Below are 16558 nucleotides of genomic sequence, written 5' to 3'. Positions count from 1 at the left end.
CTGGTGCAGCGGATGGTACGAAACCTGCCTTGCCCTCTGCGCGACACAGCAAAATCTCATTAGGAAGAGAGAAGAATAATTATGAATGCTGCACTGAAGACTTTCGCCCCCAGCGCCCTGGCGCTGCTGCTGATCCTGCCAACCCCTGCTTCGGCGAAAGAGGTCGAAACCCAGCAGAAGCTGGCCAACGTGGTCATCCTCGCCACCGGTGGCACCATTGCCGGCGCCGGCGCCAGCGCTGCCAACAGCGCCACCTACCAGGCCGCTAAACTCGGCATCGACAAGCTGATTGCCGGCGTGCCGGAACTGGCCGACATCGCCAACGTGCGCGGTGAGCAGGTGATGCAGATCGCCTCCGAAAGCATCACCAACGATGACTTGCTCAAGCTGGGCAAGCGCGTCGCCGAGCTGGCCGACAGCAACGACGTCGACGGCATCGTCATCACCCACGGCACCGACACCCTGGAAGAGACCGCCTACTTCCTCAACCTGGTAGAGAAGACCGACAAGCCGATCGTGGTAGTGGGCTCCATGCGCCCAGGCACCGCAATGTCCGCCGACGGCATGCTCAACCTGTACAACGCCGTAGCCGTGGCCGGCGACAAGCAGTCGCGCGGCAAGGGCGTCCTGGTAACCATGAACGACGAGATCCAGTCCGGCCGTGACGTGAGCAAGTCGGTCAACATCAAGACCGAAGCGTTCAAGAGCGCCTGGGGCCCGATGGGCATGGTGGTGGAAGGCAAATCGTACTGGTTCCGCCTGCCGGCCAAGCGCCATACCACCCAGTCGGAGTTCGACATCAAGCAGATCAGCAGCCTGCCCCAGGTGGACATCGCCTATGGTTACGGCAACGTGACCGACACCGCCTACAAGGCACTGGCACAGAGCGGCGCTAAAGCGATCATCCATGCCGGCACCGGCAATGGCTCGGTGTCGTCGCGGGTAGTGCCTGCGCTGCAGGAGCTGCGCAAGAACGGCGTGCAGATCATTCGCTCTTCGCATGTCAACCAGGGCGGCTTTGTGCTGCGTAACGCCGAACAGCCCGATGACAAGAACGACTGGGTCGTGGCCCATGACCTGAACCCGCAGAAGGCGCGCATCCTGGCGATGGTGGCAATGACCAAGACCCAGGACAGCAAAGAGCTGCAGCGGATTTTCTGGGAGTACTGATCGCAGCCGGCACCGGGCCTGCACGCTTGCCGAGCAGGCCCCTTACGGCAGCGCCAGCAGCAAGCGGGAAAAATCGCAGCACAACCCTGCCAGCTCGGCAATCCGTGAGTTGATACCTAGACGCCGATCGGTGCGGTACAGCGCGCCGTAGCGCACCTGGGGCAGGCGTGGCCGTGTCTGGATAACCTTCAGCGCGCCACGCTCCACCAGTTGCGACAGGCACTGCCGGGGCAGGTAGCTGATACCGATGCCCGAAATGGTCAGCCCCACCTGCACCAACAAGTTGTGGCTGGTGATGAGCCGTGGCAGGTGGACGCCCTGCTCGGCCAGCCAGCGTTCGTAGACCAGCCCGGTGCCCGAACTCGAGCCTTGTGTCATCACCGTAAATTGCGCCAGCTCCTGCAGCTGCACTTCACCATCACCCTCCACCAGCTCGGGCGCGCACATCCAGGCGTTCTCCACACGCTGCAGTGGCGTGCAGACGAAGCGGGCATCTTCGAACACATCGGGCACCACAATGACATCGAGCTCGTCATGTTCCAGCTTGCGGTGCAACTCGCTGGACAACTCAACCGACGGCTCGATCTGTAGCTGCGGGTAATCCTGCCGAATCGCCTCGACGAACTGCGGCAGCCAGGTCAGAGCCGTCAGTTCCGTCACGCCCAAACGCAAGCGGCGCACCCGCACCTCACGCGCCCCCATGCGCTCCAGCAACACATCGCGCCGTTCGAGCAGTTCACGCACATGCTCCAACAGCTCCATGCCTTTCTCGCTGAGCTGCGCCGTGCGCCGGCTGCGATCGAAGACGGCCGTCTCGAAGGTGTCTTCAAGCTCCTGGATGCGCTTGGAGATCGCTGACTGGGACATGTTGAGCCGTGACGCCGCCGCTTCGAAGCTGCCGCACTCGACGATCCAGTACAACGCTTCCATCTGCTTGAAGGTGACCATGACATAACCCTACATGAATAAAAGCGATTTATTTTCAGCGAAAAATATCGCTAAAAGTCTCTGCACGCCACTCTTACCATCGTCTCCAGCCCGTCCACCACCCTGGAGAACACCCATGTCATTGCCTGGCTCCCGCATCCTTCCCTCCCCCGCCCTGGCGCCCGAGCGTGTCATCACGGCACTGCGCCAGGTCGTCACGCCCCATATCAGCGACAACCTCGGCCGCCATATCGGCGCCCGCGGGCTGACGCGCTACAACCGCAGCGGCAAGCTGGTCGGCTGCGCATTGACGGTCAAGTGCCGCCCCGGCGACAACCTGTACATCTACAAGGCCCTCACCCTGCTGCAACCCGGCCACGTACTGGTCATCGATGCCCAGGGCGACACCAGCAATGCGGCCATTGGCGAACTGATCAAGCTGTATGCGTTACAGCGCGGCTGCGCAGGCTTCGTCATCGACGGGGCCATTCGCGATGTCAGCGCCTTTGCCGATACACCATGCTATGCCCGCGGCGTGGTGCACTGTGGGCCTTACAAGACGGGCCCGGGGGAAATCAACGTGCCGGTGTCGATCGGCGGAATGATCGTCAGCCCAGGCGATCTGGTGGTGGGCGATGAAGACGGCCTGGTGGCCTTCCCGCAGGCCGTTGCCGATGAAGTCATCCAGGCTGCCGCTCGCCATGCCGACCATGAAGCCGCCGTGATGGCCGAGATCGCCAGCGGCAACCCTCGCCAGTCGTGGATCGAAGCCCCGTTGAAGAAATTCGGCCTGCTGGAGGATGCCCTGTGAGCCACGCGCTGCTGTCCAACCGCCTGCTGGGCATTCAACCCTCGCCCAGCATTGCCGCCAATGCGCTGGTCAGCCGTTTGCAGGCCGAGGGGCGGGACATCGTCAATTTCACCGTCGGCGAGCCCGACCTGGATACCCCAGCCCATATCGTCCAGGCCGCCATGAATGCCATGCGCGCCGGGGAGACTCACTACACCGCCACCAGCGGAACGGCAGCCTTGCGCCAGGCCATCGTCGGCAAGCTGGCGCGGGACAACGACCTGCACTATGGCGTGGACGAAGTGGTCGCCGGCTGTGGCGGCAAGCACATCATCTATCACGCCATGGCCGCCACCCTCAATGTTGGCGATGAAGTCGTGGTGCACACGCCGTACTGGGTGTCATACCCCGATATTGCGAAACTCAACGATGCGATCCCGGTGATCATCCCTGGCGACGAAGGCCTGGGTTTCAAGCTGTCGCCGCAAGCACTGGAACGTGCGATTGGTCCACGCACCAAATGGGTCATCCTCAATAGCCCCAACAACCCCAGTGGCGCGGTATACGACGAAGCTGAACTGCTGGCACTGGCGGCCGTTCTGCGCCGTCATCCACATGTACTGGTGATGTCGGACGAAATCTATGAACACTTCGTGTTCGGCGACAGCAGGCATCTCTCGATCGTCAACGTAGCGCCTGACCTCAAGCCGCGTACGCTGATCATCAACGGTGCTTCCAAAGGGTACGCCATGACTGGCTGGCGCCTGGGCTTCGGTGCGGGGCCTGCGTTTCTCACGGCGGCTATCGCCAAGCTCATCTCGCAAACCACCACATGCCCGGCGTCCATCAGCCAGGCTGCGGCGGTGGCAGCGTTTGCTGGCGATCAGCAGCCGATCGGCGACATGCGGGGGCTCTACCACCAGCGCCGCACACGCATGCTAGAACACCTCGCCGGCATCGCCGGTATGCATTGCACACCGCCGCAAGGGGCGTTCTATGTCTTCGCCAACATTACCGGCCTGCTCGGCAAACGCAGCGAAGCCGGCACCCTGATCGACACCGAAAGCGCCCTGGTTGCCTACCTGCTCGATGAAGCCGGCGTGGCCGTGGTGGGCGGCGCCGCCTACGGCATGTCGCCGTACATACGGCTGTCGTTCGCCAGCAGCCTGGCAACGATCGACGAAGGATGCCTGCGCCTGAGAAGAGCGGTCGACCGCCTGCGCTGAACGCGTGATGATGCACGGGCAATGGATGGCCCCGCGATGAACTGCCTAGAACAACAATCTTTCATACCGAGGCATACCATGCACACTCCCCGCATCCCCCTTGTCTGGCAAATCCTGATGGGTTTGCTACTGGGCATCGCCGTAGGTGCCCTGCTCAACGAATACCCCACCCTGCGCCCGTGGATGGTGGAAAACATCCTGCAGCCTGCGGGCGATATCTTCATCAAGCTGATGAAAATGATCGTGGTGCCGATCGTGTTTGCCTGCATGGTGGTAGGCATAGCAGGCCACGGCGACGGTAAGTCACTGGGGCGCATCGGGGTTCGCAGCCTGATGTATTTTTTTGCGGTTACCACGACGGCGATCATTGCCGGCCTAGCCATCGGCAACCTGCTGCAACCGGGCGCCGGCACCGACCTGGCGAGCCTCAAGGCCAGCACCGTGAACCTGCCCAGTGCCAGTGCGGGTAGCCACAGCCTGGGGCAAATAATCGTCGGCATCATCCCCGACAACATCATCAACGCCATGGCCCAGGGCAGCTTGCTGTCGGTTTTGTTCTTCGCAGTCATGTTCGGCCTGGGGGTCGGCCAATTGCCGGAGGCGCGCAAGGCGCCGTTGATCGCTGCGCTGCGTGCAGTTTCGGAAGCGATGTTCAAGGTCACTTCGATGATCATGGCCTACTCGCCTATCGGCGTGTTCGGCATGATCGCCGTCACCGTTGCCAACTTCGGCTTCAGCTCACTGCTACCGCTGGGCAAGTTGATCCTGGTGAGCTACGTGGCCATCGCGTTGTTCACCCTGGTCGTGCTCGGTAGCATCGCGCGTCTTTGTGGCATCCGCCTGTTCGGGTTGATGCGCCACATCAAGGATGAATTGCTGCTGGCATTCTCCAGCGCAAGCTCCGCAGCGGTAATGCCGCAACTGATGAAAAAGCTTGAGAGCTATGGGGCGCCGCCTTCGCTGGTGAGTTTTGTCGTGCCCGTTGGCTACTCGTTCAACCTCGATGGCGCGTCGCTGTTCCTGGGCATCGGCACACTGTTTGTCGCCCAGCTGTACGGTATAGAGCTGCCCCTTTCCGAACAGGCCGTGCTGGTGGTGACCATGGTGCTGACCTCCAAGGGTGCGGCCGGCGTGCCGGGGTTCATGTTCGTGATTCTCTCGGCCACGTTGGCCAGTGCGGGCCTGCCACTCGAGGGCATCGCGTTCATCGCAGGTGTCTACCGGCTGATGGAAATGCCGACCACAGCACTGAATGTGCTGGGCAACGCGCTTGCACCCTTGGTGATAGCGCGTTGGGAATCTGCCTCGGCCGCTGCCAGCGACCGCCACGACGAGCAGAATCGGCTCGGCCAGCGCGGATAACTCGCAGCCGTTTCCTGGCCTGGGGCTCCCTTTTTACTTTACGTGCTGTTGCGAAAATACTTACAGTGAAATACTGTATGCGCATACAGCAAAACAAGGAAAAGCCCCGTGGCCAGTACCGCCTCCGCAACGCCGAGCAGTTATGAACAACTGGGTATGCGCATCCAGAAAATCATCAACGGCCCCACCGCTCAGCGCAGCCGCGCCGCTCTGATCTTTCGCCTGGAACAGGAGTCCCCTGACGATTGGGAAACCCTGCTCGAGGAAATCGCCGAAAACGATAACGTTACGATCGCCCACCGCGACGATGGCGGCGTGCAGATTTTCTGGACGGTGCCGAAGGAAGACTGACCGCGCATGAGAGTTTCGCTTTTCGCAAGTGCCTGCCTGCTGCTGCTTACCCCCCTCGCCCACGCCGATGCGCCGCGCACCTTCCAGGAGGCCAAGAAGGTCGCGTGGAAGCTCTACGCACCGCAATCGACGGAGTTCTATTGCGGCTGCAAGTACAAGGGCAACAAGGTCGACCTGGCTTCCTGCGGCTATGCACCGCGCAAGAATGCCCAGCGTGCTGCGCGCATCGAGTGGGAACACATCGTGCCGGCGTGGCAGATAGGCCATCAGCGCCAGTGCTGGCAGGAGGGTGGTCGCAAGCAGTGCTCGCGCCATGATGCCGTGTACAAGCGCGCCGAAGCCGACCTGCACAACCTGGTGCCCAGCATCGGAGAGGTCAACGGCGACCGCAGCAACTTCAGCTTCGGCTGGCTGCCGGTGCAACAGGGCCAATATGGCAGCTGCCTGACTCAGGTCGACTTCAAGGCCAAGAAGGTCATGCCGCGCCCGTCGATTCGCGGCATGATCGCGCGCACTTACTTCTACATGAGCAAGCAGTACAACCTGCGCCTGTCCAAACAGGACCAGCAGCTGTTCAACGCCTGGAACAAGACCTACCCGCCACAGGTCTGGGAGCGGCAGCGCAACCAGCAGGTGGCGTGCGTGATGGGGCGCGGCAATGACTTTGTCGGGCCGGTAGACCTCAAGGCCTGCGGCTAAGGCCTAGGCCAGCGCCTGCAGGTAGGCGCTGGCCTGGCGGTAACGGGCCAGGCGCGCCAGGTCGGCCGGGCCTGGGCTGGCAATGCGCGTAAGGTCACTGTTGTCGGCAAGGTCCGCCATTTTCACGGTACGGGCCAGCGGGTCATCCCCCACGCGGACGACGAAATCCTCGTAGCTCTCGCCTTCACGCCGGCTCAAGGCCAGCAAGGCGGCAAGGATCTTCAACGTGAAGCCCTCACGGGCGAGGTCCGAAAGTGTAAGCGGTGTGTCTTCGATCACGTCATGAAGCACAGCGACAATCCGCTGCTCCGGCGTGGCAACCCGCATCATCACCCGCAATGGGTGCAGGATATAAGCTGCGCCACCCTTGTCGTATTGCCCTTCATGCGCCCTGGCGGCCACAACGATGGCCCGTTCCAGTGTAGACATGAGGCCCTCCCCGTTCAGCCATCTCCCAAGGCAAGCATAGCCGGGTCAGCCTGTAGATGACAGGGCGTCTGAACCGGCCTTTTCGCTTGTAGGAAAGCCGCTAAGGGACTAGCGCTCCACACCGTGCTGAATCACCACCGAATCGGTGCCCAGCTTGGCCATGACCTCGGCCTTGCGCGCCTCGGCTTCTTCTTTGGTGGGGAACGGCCCCAACAGCACCACTGGCTTACCGTTGCGGTAATCGACCGAAGATGGAATGCCCTTCTCGATCAGGCGTGCGGTCATGTCGGTCAGTGCGCCCATGTTGGCGCCCTGAATCACTTCGACATCCCAGCCTTGCGGGGCTGGCTGATCGGCCAGGGCCTCGGCACGGCGCTGCAGGTCGGCGCCGCCGCACAGCTCACGGATACGCAGGTTGTTGCCGCTGTCGTCGACAATGATGTCGTACTGGCCATCGTCGCGCTTGACGGCCACATAGCTGCGGTAGGCCTCGTACTGCCCGGCAGCGTCCTTGCCACGCACCTGGCCACAGATGGTGCCCTTGGTGTCGATCCGCACGTTGCCGAACTTGGCGGTTTTCGGGTTAGGCAGGTGCTCGGCAACCTGCTTGTGCACACCCTCGACCTCGTTCTCACAGCCCGCCAGGGCCAGCACTGCCATTACCACTGCCAGTTTGCGCACGCGTGTACCTCCAGTTTCGAAGCGGCGGATTCTAGCATGGCGGCCCCTGGCCCGAACCGCGACCATACGTTACACCTTGCTACATACCGCCCGGCTGCCGAGCGCGCAAATGCAAAAAGGGCGATCCCTTCGGATCGCCCTCTCTGATGTTTGGTAGGCACAATTGGACTCGAACCAACGACCCCCACCATGTCAAGGTGGTGCTCTAACCAACTGAGCTATGTGCCTGTCGTGTGGTGCGCATATTAGTCATCGAAAGCACACCTGTAAAGCGTTTTTTTCAAAAAAATCAAAAACTTTCAGAACCCTGCCGCTTCTGCAGCGCAGCGCTTTGGCGACGCGCAGAATGCAAAAAGGGCGACCCTTTCGGATCGCCCCTTCTGAAGTTTGGTAGGCACAATTGGACTCGAACCAACGACCCCCACCATGTCAAGGTGGTGCTCTAACCAACTGAGCTATGTGCCTGTCGTGTGGTGCGCATTCTACGCATTCCAAAACCGGTGTCAACACTTTTTTTCGCGCTAACCCACTGAATCTTAACCCCTTTATAGAGAAGGGCCAGCCAGGGGCCGGTAAAGGATTTTCAACGGACGACTAGCGGGTGTTTATTATTATTGATAGCATCGGTGCATTCGTTAAAAATATAAAACACGAGGTTTGTCGAGCATGGCCAATACCCCCTACCCCCAGTCCTACTACGCCGCCTCGGCCAACCCGGTGCCGCCACGTCCGGCGCTGCAGGGTGAGGTGGAAACCGATGTGTGCATCATCGGCGCCGGCTACACCGGCCTGTCCAGCGCACTGTTCCTGCTGGAAAACGGCTTCAAGGTGAGCATCGTCGAAGCGGCCAAGGTCGGCTTTGGCGCGTCGGGCCGCAACGGCGGCCAGATCGTCAACAGCTATAGCCGCGACATCGACGTCATCGAACGCACCGTCGGCCCCAAGCAGGCGCAACTGCTGGGCCACATGGCCTTTGAAGGCGGCCGCATCATCCGTGAGCGCGTTGCCAAGTACAACATCCAGTGCGACCTGAAAGACGGCGGTGTGTTTGCAGCGCTCACGTCCAAGCAAATGGGCCACCTGGAATCGCAAAAGCGCCTGTGGGAACGCTTCGGCCACAACCAGCTGGAGCTGATGGACCAGAAGCGCATCCGTGAAGTGGTTGCCTGCGACAGCTACATCGGCGGCATGCTGGACATGAGCGGTGGCCACATCCACCCGCTGAACCTGGCCCTGGGCGAAGCTGCCGCGGTCGAGTCGCTGGGCGGCATCATTTATGAGCAGACCCCGGCCATCCGCATCGAGCGTGGCGCCAACCCGGTCGTGCATACCCCGCAGGGCAAGGTGCGCGCCAAGTTCATCATCGTCGCCGGCAACGCCTACCTGGGCAATCTGGTGCCAGAACTGGCTTCCAAGTCGATGCCATGCGGCACCCAGGTGATCACCACCGAGCCGCTGAGCGAAGAACTGGCCCGCACTTTGCTGCCGCAGGACTATTGCGTCGAGGACTGCAACTACCTGCTCGACTACTACCGCCTGACCAGCGACAAGCGCCTGATCTTCGGCGGTGGCGTGGTGTACGGTGCACGCGACCCGGCCAACATCGAAGCGATCATCCGCCCGAAGATGCTCAAGGCCTTCCCGCAACTGAAGGACGTGAAGATCGACTACGCCTGGACCGGCAACTTCCTGCTGACCCTGTCGCGCCTGCCTCAGGTTGGCCGCATCGGCGACAACATCTATTACTCGCAGGGTTGCTCGGGCCACGGTGTCACCTACACCCACCTGGCCGGCAAGGTGTTGGCCGAAGCGCTGCGCGGCCAGGCCGAACGTTTCGACGCGTTCGCCGGCCTGCCGCACTACCCATTCCCGGGTGGCCAGATGCTGCGTGTGCCGTTCAGCGCCATCGGTGCCTGGTACTACAGCCTGCGCGATCGCCTGGGCTTCTGATGCAAACAGCGCCGGCCCGCATAAGGGCCGGCGCTGGCAGGGCTACCGGCCCAGGCTGGTCACTGCCTGCTTTGCCGCCACTTCCTGGCCCGCCCGGGCCAGTTCGTCGGCAGCCTGCAGCCAGCGCTGCCGGTCCACCTGGGCGGGCAGTTGCCGCGGCGGCTGCACCAGTACCGCCCAACTCCCCTCCTGCGCCCACGCCGATGCAAAATCGTCGAAGGCCATCATTTGCCGCCGGTGCATGCCGGAGCGCAGCAGCACCCGCTGCTTGTAGTGGTCATAGCCGATCAGCAGCGCATAGCGCGGCTCACTCCACCACGCCGAACCTTCCTCATAACGCAGCAGCACCGGGTTGCCAGCGGCCACTTGTGTCAACAAGGCATCAAGCTGTTTGTCCAGCGGGTAGACCACCATGCCGTAATCGCGGGCCACGCGCGGGATGCTGGTGCCCAGCGCCTCGGCGCCCTGTGGCAGGTTCAACGGTTTGTCCAGCAGCCCTGGGGTGATCGGCGCGCCCTGCTGCGAGAGCAGTGCCGCCAGGGCCATGGCGCCGCTGTGGTTGGCATTGCCGCGGTAGAACGGCACGCTGCTGATCTCCACCCGCTGTGGCAAGCCCTTGAGCGTGGCGGGTGGCGTGCTCGCGCAACCGGCCACGGTCGCCGCCAGCAGGCAGGCAAGCATGAGCCGCCGTGGGCCGGCAGCCAAAGACTTGAAGGAAATTTGCTCCATGGACACTCGCTTGTTCTGGCGCCAGGCTGGCAGCGCCTGGCTCTGGCCAACGATGATAGGGTGCGGCGCCGCCCGGGTATAGCCCGGCGCTGGCTTGGAACCAAACGAACCAAGCAATAGACCTTAGATCAATTGAACGTCACACAGCCGGAGCTAGACTAAAGCAGTGTCTGGAGGGCGAGCCGTGGGCCAGCCCGAGAGAAGGAGGCACACATGAGCCTGACAATGGCAATTCTCATGCTGGTGGGTATGTGGCTTAGCGTTGCAGCCGCCATGTTATGGGGTGTTCTGCGTATCGTACGGCGTCATTCACAGCATCCCCTGCCACCGCAGGTTGCGCCCAAACCAAGGCCGGTCAGCCGTGCACGGCGGCATGCCGGGGTGCATTGATTCTCAGATCTTTAAACTCAGTCGCCGGCAAGCCGGCTTCCACAGGTACTGCACTGCTTCAATAACAGTACGGTACTTGTGGAAGCCGGCTTGCCGGCGAATGGGGCGCTATGCGCCCCCGCCCTGCATCAACCTTCGGCAGCTTCGCGCTTCATCCGTGCCCGGCGCGACAGAATGTTGAGGATCTCGATCACGGTCGAGAAGGCCATCGCCGCATACACATAACCCTTCGGCACGTGGGCACCGAAACCTTCGGCGATCAGCGTCATGCCGATCATGATCAGGAAGCCCAGGGCCAACATCACCACGGTCGGGTTGTCGTTGATGAAGTTGGCCAGCGGGTCGGCGGCCACCATCATCACGATCACGGCGGCGATCACGGCGATGATCATGATCGGCAGGTGCTCGGTCATGCCCACGGCGGTGATGATGCTGTCGACCGAGAACACGATGTCCAGCAGCAGGATCTGGAAGATCGCTGCAGCGAAGCCCAAGGTAACCGTGGAGGACACCTTGGCCTCTTCCTTGGCGCCGTGCGGGTCGACACTCTCGTGGATTTCCTTGGTTGCCTTCCACAGCAGGAACAGGCCACCGGCAATCAGGATCACGTCCTTCCAGGAGAAGGCATTACCGAACACCTCGAACACCGGGTCGGTCAACTGAACGATCCAGGCCACCGTGCTGAGCAACGCCAGGCGCATGACCAAGGCCATGCTGATACCGATACGGCGCGCCTTGGAGCGGTATTCGACCGGCAACTTGTTGGTCAGGATCGAGATGAAGATCAGGTTATCGATGCCCAGTACGACTTCCATCGCCACCAACGTGGCAAGGGCGACCCAGGCGGTGGGGCTTGCGGCGAGTTCCAGCAGATATTCCATTTTTCAGTCCTGCAACGGTTCTGGGTCAGATGTCCTGGGTCTTGTCTTGCTGGTCGTCACCCTCGGGCTTCTGCCCTTCGGTGCCGATGGCGTCGCTCAACGCGTTCTGCGCCGCCTTGTTGGTGTCATCGATGGCTTGCTTGGCCGATTTGGCCGCCTGGTCCAACATCTGCTGGGCGGATTTCTCGGCCTGGTCGCAACCGGCCAGGGTGAACAGGGCCAAGGCTAGCACCAGTGGCGTGCCGATGGATTTGAATTGCAGCATGGGGTCCTCGCTTGTCGATATCCCGACGGCGCGCAATGCGCCTGATGGGGTCGAATTCTAAAGACGCCGATACATCAGGAAAATTCGTATTTTCAGGGGTTATACTTCGGTTTTTACGAATCGAGAACGCGTCGATGCTCAACTACCGTCAGCTGCATTACTTCTGGGCCGTGGCCAAGACCGGCAGCATTGCCCGCGCCAGTGAGCAGCTCAACCTGACCCCGCAAACCATCAGCGGCCAGATCAGCCTGTTTGAGCAGACCTATGGACTGGAGCTGTTCCAGCGGGTCGGCCGCCAGTTGGAGCTGACCGAGACCGGCCGGCAAACCTTGGCCTATGCCGAGCAGATGTTCCAGCTTGGCGGTGAGCTGGAGGCCATGCTGCGCGCAGGCCCGCAGGAGCAGATCCTGTTCCGCGTTGGCGTGGCCGACGTGGTGCCCAAGTCGATCGTCTACCGCCTGCTCGCCCCCACCATGGAGCTGGACGACGTGCTGCGCATCAACTGCCGGGAAGACAAACTGGAACGGTTGCTGGCCGACCTTGCCATTCAGCGCCTGGACCTGGTGATTTCCGACAGCCCGATGCCCAGCCACCTGGACATCAAGGGCTACAGCCAGAAGCTCGGCGAATGCGGCCTGAGTTTTTTCGCCACGAAGGCCCTGGCGCAGCGCCATGCCGGTGCCTTCCCCGCCTGCCTGCACGATGCGCCGTTGCTGATCCCCGGCCAGGAGACCGTGGTACGCAGCCGCCTGCTGCGCTGGCTGGGCGATCAGCAGGTGCAGCCGCGAATCGTCGGCGAGTTCGACGACAGCGCCCTGATGCAGGCGTTCGGCCAGTCGGGCAGCGGCATTTTCGTCGCCCCGAGCGTGATTGCAGAGGAAGTGTGCCGCCAGTATGCAGTGGAGCTGATCGGCCAGACCGAAGCCGTGCATGAGTCGTTCTATGCCATTTCAGTGGAGCGCAAGGTCAAGCATCCCGGGATCGTGGCCATTACCGAAGGTGCGAGAAAAGAGTTGTTTCACTGGTGACATGGTAAAGTCGCGCGCTTTAGAAGACACCGAGATACCGCTGCACATGTCCCCCATCCTGCGCATCCTCAACCGCACCAGCCTGGTGAGCCAGATCGTCATCGGCCTGATCGCCGGCATCGCCCTGGCCCTGCTGGCGCCGGCCATCGCCCGCGACCTGGCGTTCCTCGGCAAGGTGTTCGTCAGCGCCCTGAAAGCGGTAGCACCGGTGCTGGTGTTCGTGCTGGTCATGGCTTCGATCGCCAACCATCGCCACGGCCAGCAAACCCACATCCGCCCGATTCTCTTTCTGTACCTGCTGAGCACCTTCGCAGCCGCAGTGGTAGCCGTGGTCGCCAGCATTCACACCGCCATCGACAGCGGTACACCCTGCAGCCATTCCGGGTGGTAGCGCAACAGCATCTCCAGGCCGCGCTCCTGGTAGGCCGGGAAGCTGATCGCGACCAGCGTCTCGCCCTTGACCTTCTGCGGCGGGCCGAGGCGCTGGAGGATCACGCCGTTGCGAACGAAATAGCGCTCCATGGCCGTGGTGGTCACCGCCACCACCGAACTGGCCCCCAGGTACCAGCCGCATTGCAGGCTGGACCAGAATATCTTCATCGCCAGCTGCGGATCGTCCGCCGCGCTGGCGGCGTAGCGCGAAAGCTCCCAGACCGACGGATCGCTCGGCGGGGTTTCGCTGCACAGGTAGGCGAAGACGTCCTTGAGCAGGTAGGCGTCGGTCGTCGGCAGCAGGCGGGCGCAACCGCAGATGCCCTGGCGGCCCATGGCGACGATGTAGCGGGTTTGCGGATGGTCGAACTGGTCGAATTCCTGGTCGCGGACCCTGGAGGTGGAGACCACGTCCCAGCCCAGCTTCTCGATGAAGACTTGATGCCGGTAGCGTCCCAGCTCGGCGATCATGGCGGCGGAAAGCCCTTCCAGCGATTCAGAGAGCAATTCGATCATGCTGTTCCCTTCACCGCTGGCCCTGAGCACAGGTGAAGCTTCGCTGAGTGCGCCGGGCGGTATCGTCGAAGTGATGCAGAACCTGCTGCTGAGCGCCGTCGATAACCCGGTCAGCGCGTTGGTCAATGCCAACTTCATCGGCGTGCTGACCTGGGCCATTGGCCTGGGCGTGGCCCTGCGCCACGCCAGCGAAACCACCCGCACCATGGTCGACGACCTGTCCAATGGCGTCACCCTGCTGGTGCGGGTGGTCATCCGTTTCGCCCCGCTGGGCATCTTCGGCCTGGTCAGCTCTACCCTCGCCCAGTCTGGCCTGGATGCCCTGCTGGGTTATCTGCACCTGCTGGGGGTGCTGATCGGCTGCATGCTGTTCGTGGCGCTGGTGATGAACCCATTAATCGTATTCTGGAAAATTCGCCGCAACCCTTACCCACTCACCTTGCTGTGCCTGCGCGAGAGCGGTATCACGGCCTTCTTCACCCGCAGTTCGGCCGCCAACATTCCGGTCAACCTGGCGCTGTCGGAGCGTTTGGGGCTGCATGAGGACACCTACTCGGTGTCGATTCCGTTGGGTGCGACCATCAACATGGCCGGCGCCGCCATCACCATCACCGTGCTGACCCTGGCCGCGGTGCACACGCTGGGCATCCCGGTCGACCTGCCGACGGCCGTGCTGCTGAGCGTGGTGGCGGCTGTGTGCGCCTGCGGTGCATCGGGTGTGGCCGGTGGCTCGCTGCTGCTGATTCCGCTGGCGTGCAGCCTGTTCGGCATTCCCAGCGAAATCGCCATGCAGGTGGTGGCCGTGGGCTTCATCATCGGCGTATTGCAGGATTCGGCAGAGACTGCACTGAATTCGTCGACCGATGTGCTGTTCACGGCGGCGGCGTGCGAGGCTGAAGAGCGGCGTAGCGCTTGAATATATTGGGGCCGCAACGCGGTCCCGATTGCCTTGAACGGCGGCTTTACCTACGCTAGTGGCCTTTTCCTCGCAATGAGACAGGGCCATGTCAGAAGACCAAACCACAGACGAAGGCCGCTTCACCGCTATCGAGATCCGTATTCTCGGCTCGCTGATCGAAAAACAGGCCACCAGCCCTGAGAGCTACCCGCTGACCCTCAATGCCCTGCTGCTGGCCTGCAACCAGAAGACCAGCCGCGAGCCGGTCATCTACGGCGCCTGGATCAGCCCCATGCCGATCGCCTTGACGACCGCCTGCACCTTGTTGGCCGCGCCGAGCTTGGCGAGGATGTTGTTGATGTGGAACGTGACGGTGCGCTCGGAGATGTTGAGCTGTTCGCCGATCTCGCTGGCGGTGCGGCCTTCGCTGGTCCAGCTCAGCACCTCGCGTTCGCGCTTGGTGAGCGAGATGCTCGCGGCCGGCGACAGCTTCGGCACGAGGAACCGGCCCATCAGCGAATGCGAGAGATTGGCGAGCCAGTTGGCCTGCAGCGTCAGGCTGTTGATCTCGGCCGGCGTGAGGCGGTCCGAGCGCCGCGCGATGGTCAACAGTCCGAACACGCCGCGCGCGGCCCAGCTCGACTGCGCGACGCCGACCGACATGCCGAAGTCGCGCGCGTCGCGCCAGAGCGACGGTTGCTCCGCCGCATCGGCGTCGGGCCAGATGATCATGTTCGGGCTCGCCGCCCCGTCGCGCACGGTCGGATCGATCTCGATGTAGTTGCGCGCCTGATAGTGCGCCATCCAGCCCGGCGGATAGGTGTCGAAGATCTCGACCAAGGGCTGCGATCCCGGCTGCGGCACGCGGATTCCATAGCAGCAGTACTCGAAGCCGAGACGCTTCGAGTATGCGGAAACCTGGTGAAAGAGCTGCTGCTCGTTTTCCGCCGTATTGAACTGGTGGTAGGCATCCTGCCAGCGTAGTTCCATGAACCTCACCCAAGGCCAAGTCGGGCAGGCTCTGCGTGCCCTTGAGGGCCAGGACATGACCCGGCTGCAGATGGGCAGCCGCGCCGACCGCTGGGAACAGCGCGTAGACAAAGCCCTGGAGCTGGTACCGGCACAGCTGATACTGATGGGCCTGATGTTCCTGCGCGGGCCACAGACCCTCAACGAACTGCTGACCCGCAGCAACCGCCTGCACGATTTCGACGACACCGAACAGATCCAGCACCAGCTTGAACGCCTGATCTCCCGCGGGCTGGCCTTGCACCTGCCGCGCCAGGCCGGCCAGCGTGAAGACCGCTACACCCACGCGCTGGGCGACCCGGCTGAAATCGAGGCGATTCTTGCCGCGCGCCAGCAGGAAGGTGGCGCTCGCAGCAGTGGCGCCAGCGTCTCGGAAGAGCGGATCGAAGCCCTGGAAGCACGCATTGCAGCACTGGAGGCGCGCCTGGCCGAGCTCGAAGGCTAGGCCACTCAGAGATCCGGTTCGGGAAAGTTGCGGCAGCTTTTGCGTTCGGCCAGTTCCCGCTCACTGGGGCGCTGGTCGACGAACACGGTGCGCCCGTCGGCGTAGATTTCCAGGTAGCCCCAGTGCAGGTCCTGCTCTTTCTGCCCGGGCTTTGGCGGCACGAGCCACCAGGGTTCGCGGCTGATCAGGGTCATGGGTGAGATTCCTGAGGGTGTCTGCACTCATCATAGACACCTTCGGAATTGGGCGGGCATGACCGGCCTCATCGCGGGCCACCCCGCGACCAACCCGTCCCGAACGTGGCGGTGGGGGCGGGGGTGGCCCCCCCGCGGCCGGGGCCGCCTAAACACCGTGAGCCCC

Annotated in this window: 17 protein-coding genes, 2 tRNA genes and 4 pseudogenes; 12 read left to right on the top strand and 11 right to left on the bottom strand. The window is 62.5% G+C overall.

The window, feature by feature from the left end; genetic code table 11:
- The first annotated feature begins 81 nt into the window (after positions 1-81).
- Positions 82-1170 carry an asparaginase gene (locus tag ACNQPL_RS00115; RefSeq protein ID WP_416465094.1) on the top strand — a complete coding sequence of 363 codons (1089 nt, stop codon included), beginning with the start codon at positions 82-84 and terminating at the stop codon, positions 1168-1170.
- A gap of 42 nt (positions 1171-1212) precedes the next feature.
- Here the strand turns inward: ACNQPL_RS00115 and ACNQPL_RS00110 are convergent, their stop codons facing one another.
- Positions 1213-2118, bottom strand: a complete 906-nt coding sequence (locus tag ACNQPL_RS00110; RefSeq protein WP_416465092.1) for a LysR family transcriptional regulator — start codon at positions 2116-2118, stop codon at positions 1213-1215.
- A gap of 115 nt (positions 2119-2233) precedes the next feature.
- Between ACNQPL_RS00110 and ACNQPL_RS00105 the strand changes: the two genes are divergently transcribed.
- The 5 genes from ACNQPL_RS00105 to ACNQPL_RS00085 all read left to right on the top strand — a co-directional run bounded on the left by ACNQPL_RS00105 (position 2234) and on the right by ACNQPL_RS00085 (position 6525).
- Positions 2234-2908, top strand: coding sequence for an RraA family protein (locus ACNQPL_RS00105; protein WP_416465090.1), 675 nt, complete (start codon positions 2234-2236; stop codon positions 2906-2908).
- Positions 2905-4113 carry an aminotransferase class I/II-fold pyridoxal phosphate-dependent enzyme gene (locus ACNQPL_RS00100; RefSeq protein ID WP_416465088.1) on the top strand — a complete coding sequence of 403 codons (1209 nt, stop codon included), beginning with the start codon at positions 2905-2907 and terminating at the stop codon, positions 4111-4113. The genes ACNQPL_RS00105 and ACNQPL_RS00100 overlap by 4 nt, the downstream gene beginning before the upstream one ends.
- A 78-nt stretch (positions 4114-4191) precedes the next feature.
- Entirely contained in the window at positions 4192-5475 is a 1284-nt protein-coding gene (locus ACNQPL_RS00095; RefSeq protein ID WP_416465086.1) for a cation:dicarboxylate symporter family transporter, read from the top strand.
- Positions 5476-5583: 108 nt separating this feature from the next.
- Positions 5584-5826: a DUF1654 domain-containing protein gene (locus tag ACNQPL_RS00090; RefSeq protein WP_346612185.1), complete on the top strand. Its 243-nt coding sequence runs from the start codon at positions 5584-5586 to the stop codon at positions 5824-5826.
- 6 nt (positions 5827-5832) lie between these two features.
- Entirely contained in the window at positions 5833-6525 is a 693-nt protein-coding gene (locus ACNQPL_RS00085; protein WP_346612184.1) for an endonuclease I family protein, read from the top strand.
- 3 nt (positions 6526-6528) lie between these two features.
- Here the strand turns inward: ACNQPL_RS00085 and ACNQPL_RS00080 are convergent, their stop codons facing one another.
- The 4 genes from ACNQPL_RS00080 to ACNQPL_RS00065 form a co-directional block, all read right to left on the bottom strand.
- On the bottom strand, positions 6529-6954 hold the full coding sequence (locus ACNQPL_RS00080; protein WP_346612183.1) for a GTP pyrophosphokinase: 426 nt from the start codon (positions 6952-6954) through the stop codon (positions 6529-6531).
- 108 nt (positions 6955-7062) lie between these two features.
- On the bottom strand, positions 7063-7635 hold the full coding sequence (locus ACNQPL_RS00075; protein ID WP_346612182.1) for an SPOR domain-containing protein: 573 nt from the start codon (positions 7633-7635) through the stop codon (positions 7063-7065).
- A 151-nt stretch (positions 7636-7786) separates the two neighbouring features.
- Positions 7787-7863: transfer RNA gene (locus ACNQPL_RS00070), tRNA-Val, on the bottom strand.
- 160 nt (positions 7864-8023) lie between these two features.
- Positions 8024-8100: transfer RNA gene (locus tag ACNQPL_RS00065), tRNA-Val, on the bottom strand.
- Positions 8101-8301: 201 nt separating this feature from the next.
- Here ACNQPL_RS00065 and ACNQPL_RS00060 point away from each other — a divergent pair.
- A complete protein-coding gene (locus ACNQPL_RS00060) occupies positions 8302-9585 on the top strand; it encodes an NAD(P)/FAD-dependent oxidoreductase (RefSeq protein ID WP_346612181.1) in 1284 nt (427 codons plus the stop codon).
- A gap of 42 nt (positions 9586-9627) precedes the next feature.
- Here ACNQPL_RS00060 and ACNQPL_RS00055 read toward each other — a convergent pair whose 3' ends face one another.
- The 3 genes from ACNQPL_RS00055 to ACNQPL_RS00045 all read right to left on the bottom strand — a co-directional run bounded on the left by ACNQPL_RS00055 (position 9628) and on the right by ACNQPL_RS00045 (position 11850).
- Positions 9628-10371 (bottom strand): peptidase C39 family protein, encoded by a 744-nt coding sequence (locus ACNQPL_RS00055; protein WP_346612527.1) that lies wholly within the window; start codon positions 10369-10371, stop codon positions 9628-9630.
- Between the two features lie 461 nt (positions 10372-10832).
- Positions 10833-11585 carry a TerC family protein gene (locus tag ACNQPL_RS00050; protein ID WP_416465083.1) on the bottom strand — a complete coding sequence of 251 codons (753 nt, stop codon included), beginning with the start codon at positions 11583-11585 and terminating at the stop codon, positions 10833-10835.
- A gap of 25 nt (positions 11586-11610) precedes the next feature.
- Positions 11611-11850, bottom strand: a complete 240-nt coding sequence (locus tag ACNQPL_RS00045; RefSeq protein ID WP_346612179.1) for a hypothetical protein — start codon at positions 11848-11850, stop codon at positions 11611-11613.
- A 134-nt stretch (positions 11851-11984) separates the two neighbouring features.
- Between ACNQPL_RS00045 and nhaR the strand changes: the two genes are divergently transcribed.
- Complete coding sequence (gene nhaR, locus ACNQPL_RS00040; RefSeq protein ID WP_346612178.1) at positions 11985-12878, top strand: transcriptional activator NhaR; 894 nt, start codon at positions 11985-11987, stop codon at positions 12876-12878.
- A gap of 46 nt (positions 12879-12924) precedes the next feature.
- A pseudogene (locus ACNQPL_RS00035) lies at positions 12925-13221 on the top strand (cation:dicarboxylate symporter family transporter); the annotation flags it as partial.
- Here ACNQPL_RS00035 and rhlI read toward each other — a convergent pair.
- The gene (gene rhlI, locus ACNQPL_RS00030; RefSeq protein ID WP_003138177.1) at positions 13221-13826 is read right to left on the bottom strand and encodes an acyl-homoserine-lactone synthase; all 606 of its coding nucleotides are present in this window, start codon (positions 13824-13826) and stop codon (positions 13221-13223) included. The pseudogene ACNQPL_RS00035 and the gene rhlI sit on opposite strands and share 1 nt — an antisense overlap.
- Before the next feature lie 4 nt (positions 13827-13830).
- Here rhlI and sstT point away from each other — a divergent pair.
- A pseudogene (gene sstT, locus ACNQPL_RS00025) lies at positions 13831-14742 on the top strand (serine/threonine transporter SstT); the annotation flags it as partial.
- An 88-nt stretch (positions 14743-14830) separates the two neighbouring features.
- Positions 14831-14995, top strand: a pseudogene (locus tag ACNQPL_RS00020) (DUF480 domain-containing protein); the annotation flags it as partial.
- Here the strand turns inward: ACNQPL_RS00020 and ACNQPL_RS00015 are convergent.
- Positions 14995-15714, bottom strand: a complete 720-nt coding sequence (locus ACNQPL_RS00015) for an autoinducer binding domain-containing protein (protein ID WP_015877499.1) — start codon at positions 15712-15714, stop codon at positions 14995-14997. The pseudogene ACNQPL_RS00020 and the gene ACNQPL_RS00015 sit on opposite strands and share 1 nt — an antisense overlap.
- On the opposite strand from ACNQPL_RS00015, the pseudogene ACNQPL_RS00010 reads away from it, so the two are divergent.
- Positions 15713-16198, top strand: a pseudogene (locus ACNQPL_RS00010) (DUF480 domain-containing protein); the annotation flags it as partial. The gene ACNQPL_RS00015 and the pseudogene ACNQPL_RS00010 sit on opposite strands and share 2 nt — an antisense overlap.
- Positions 16199-16203: 5 nt before the next feature.
- Here ACNQPL_RS00010 and ACNQPL_RS00005 read toward each other — a convergent pair.
- Entirely contained in the window at positions 16204-16392 is a 189-nt protein-coding gene (locus ACNQPL_RS00005) for a hypothetical protein (RefSeq protein WP_416465081.1), read from the bottom strand.
- Positions 16393-16558 lie beyond the last annotated feature (166 nt).

The sequence above is a fragment of the Pseudomonas sp. LFS044 genome (genome assembly GCF_047978245.1).
Taxonomy (GTDB): Bacteria; Pseudomonadota; Gammaproteobacteria; order Pseudomonadales; family Pseudomonadaceae; genus Aquipseudomonas.
This window is presented reverse-complemented; position numbering and strand designations above follow the sequence as displayed.

Bases quoted from the DNA above. Each gene is read 5' to 3' on its own strand.
- ACNQPL_RS00045 (WP_346612179.1), bottom strand. From the start codon at position 11,850: ATGCTGCAATTCAAATCCATCGGCACGCCACTGGTGCTAGCCTTGGCC.
- ACNQPL_RS00080 (WP_346612183.1), bottom strand. From the start codon at position 6,954: ATGTCTACACTGGAACGGGCCATCGTTGTGGCCGCCAGGGCGCATGAA.
- rhlI (WP_003138177.1), bottom strand. From the start codon at position 13,826: ATGATCGAATTGCTCTCTGAATCGCTGGAAGGGCTTTCCGCCGCCATG.
- ACNQPL_RS00050 (WP_416465083.1), bottom strand. From the start codon at position 11,585: ATGGAATATCTGCTGGAACTCGCCGCAAGCCCCACCGCCTGGGTCGCC.
- ACNQPL_RS00095 (WP_416465086.1), top strand. From the start codon at position 4,192: ATGCACACTCCCCGCATCCCCCTTGTCTGGCAAATCCTGATGGGTTTG.
- ACNQPL_RS00110 (WP_416465092.1), bottom strand. From the start codon at position 2,118: ATGGTCACCTTCAAGCAGATGGAAGCGTTGTACTGGATCGTCGAGTGC.
- ACNQPL_RS00115 (WP_416465094.1), top strand. From the start codon at position 82: ATGAATGCTGCACTGAAGACTTTCGCCCCCAGCGCCCTGGCGCTGCTG.
- ACNQPL_RS00005 (WP_416465081.1), bottom strand. From the start codon at position 16,392: ATGACCCTGATCAGCCGCGAACCCTGGTGGCTCGTGCCGCCAAAGCCC.
- ACNQPL_RS00015 (WP_015877499.1), bottom strand. From the start codon at position 15,714: ATGGAACTACGCTGGCAGGATGCCTACCACCAGTTCAATACGGCGGAA.
- ACNQPL_RS00085 (WP_346612184.1), top strand. From the start codon at position 5,833: ATGAGAGTTTCGCTTTTCGCAAGTGCCTGCCTGCTGCTGCTTACCCCC.
- nhaR (WP_346612178.1), top strand. From the start codon at position 11,985: ATGCTCAACTACCGTCAGCTGCATTACTTCTGGGCCGTGGCCAAGACC.
- ACNQPL_RS00060 (WP_346612181.1), top strand. From the start codon at position 8,302: ATGGCCAATACCCCCTACCCCCAGTCCTACTACGCCGCCTCGGCCAAC.
- ACNQPL_RS00105 (WP_416465090.1), top strand. From the start codon at position 2,234: ATGTCATTGCCTGGCTCCCGCATCCTTCCCTCCCCCGCCCTGGCGCCC.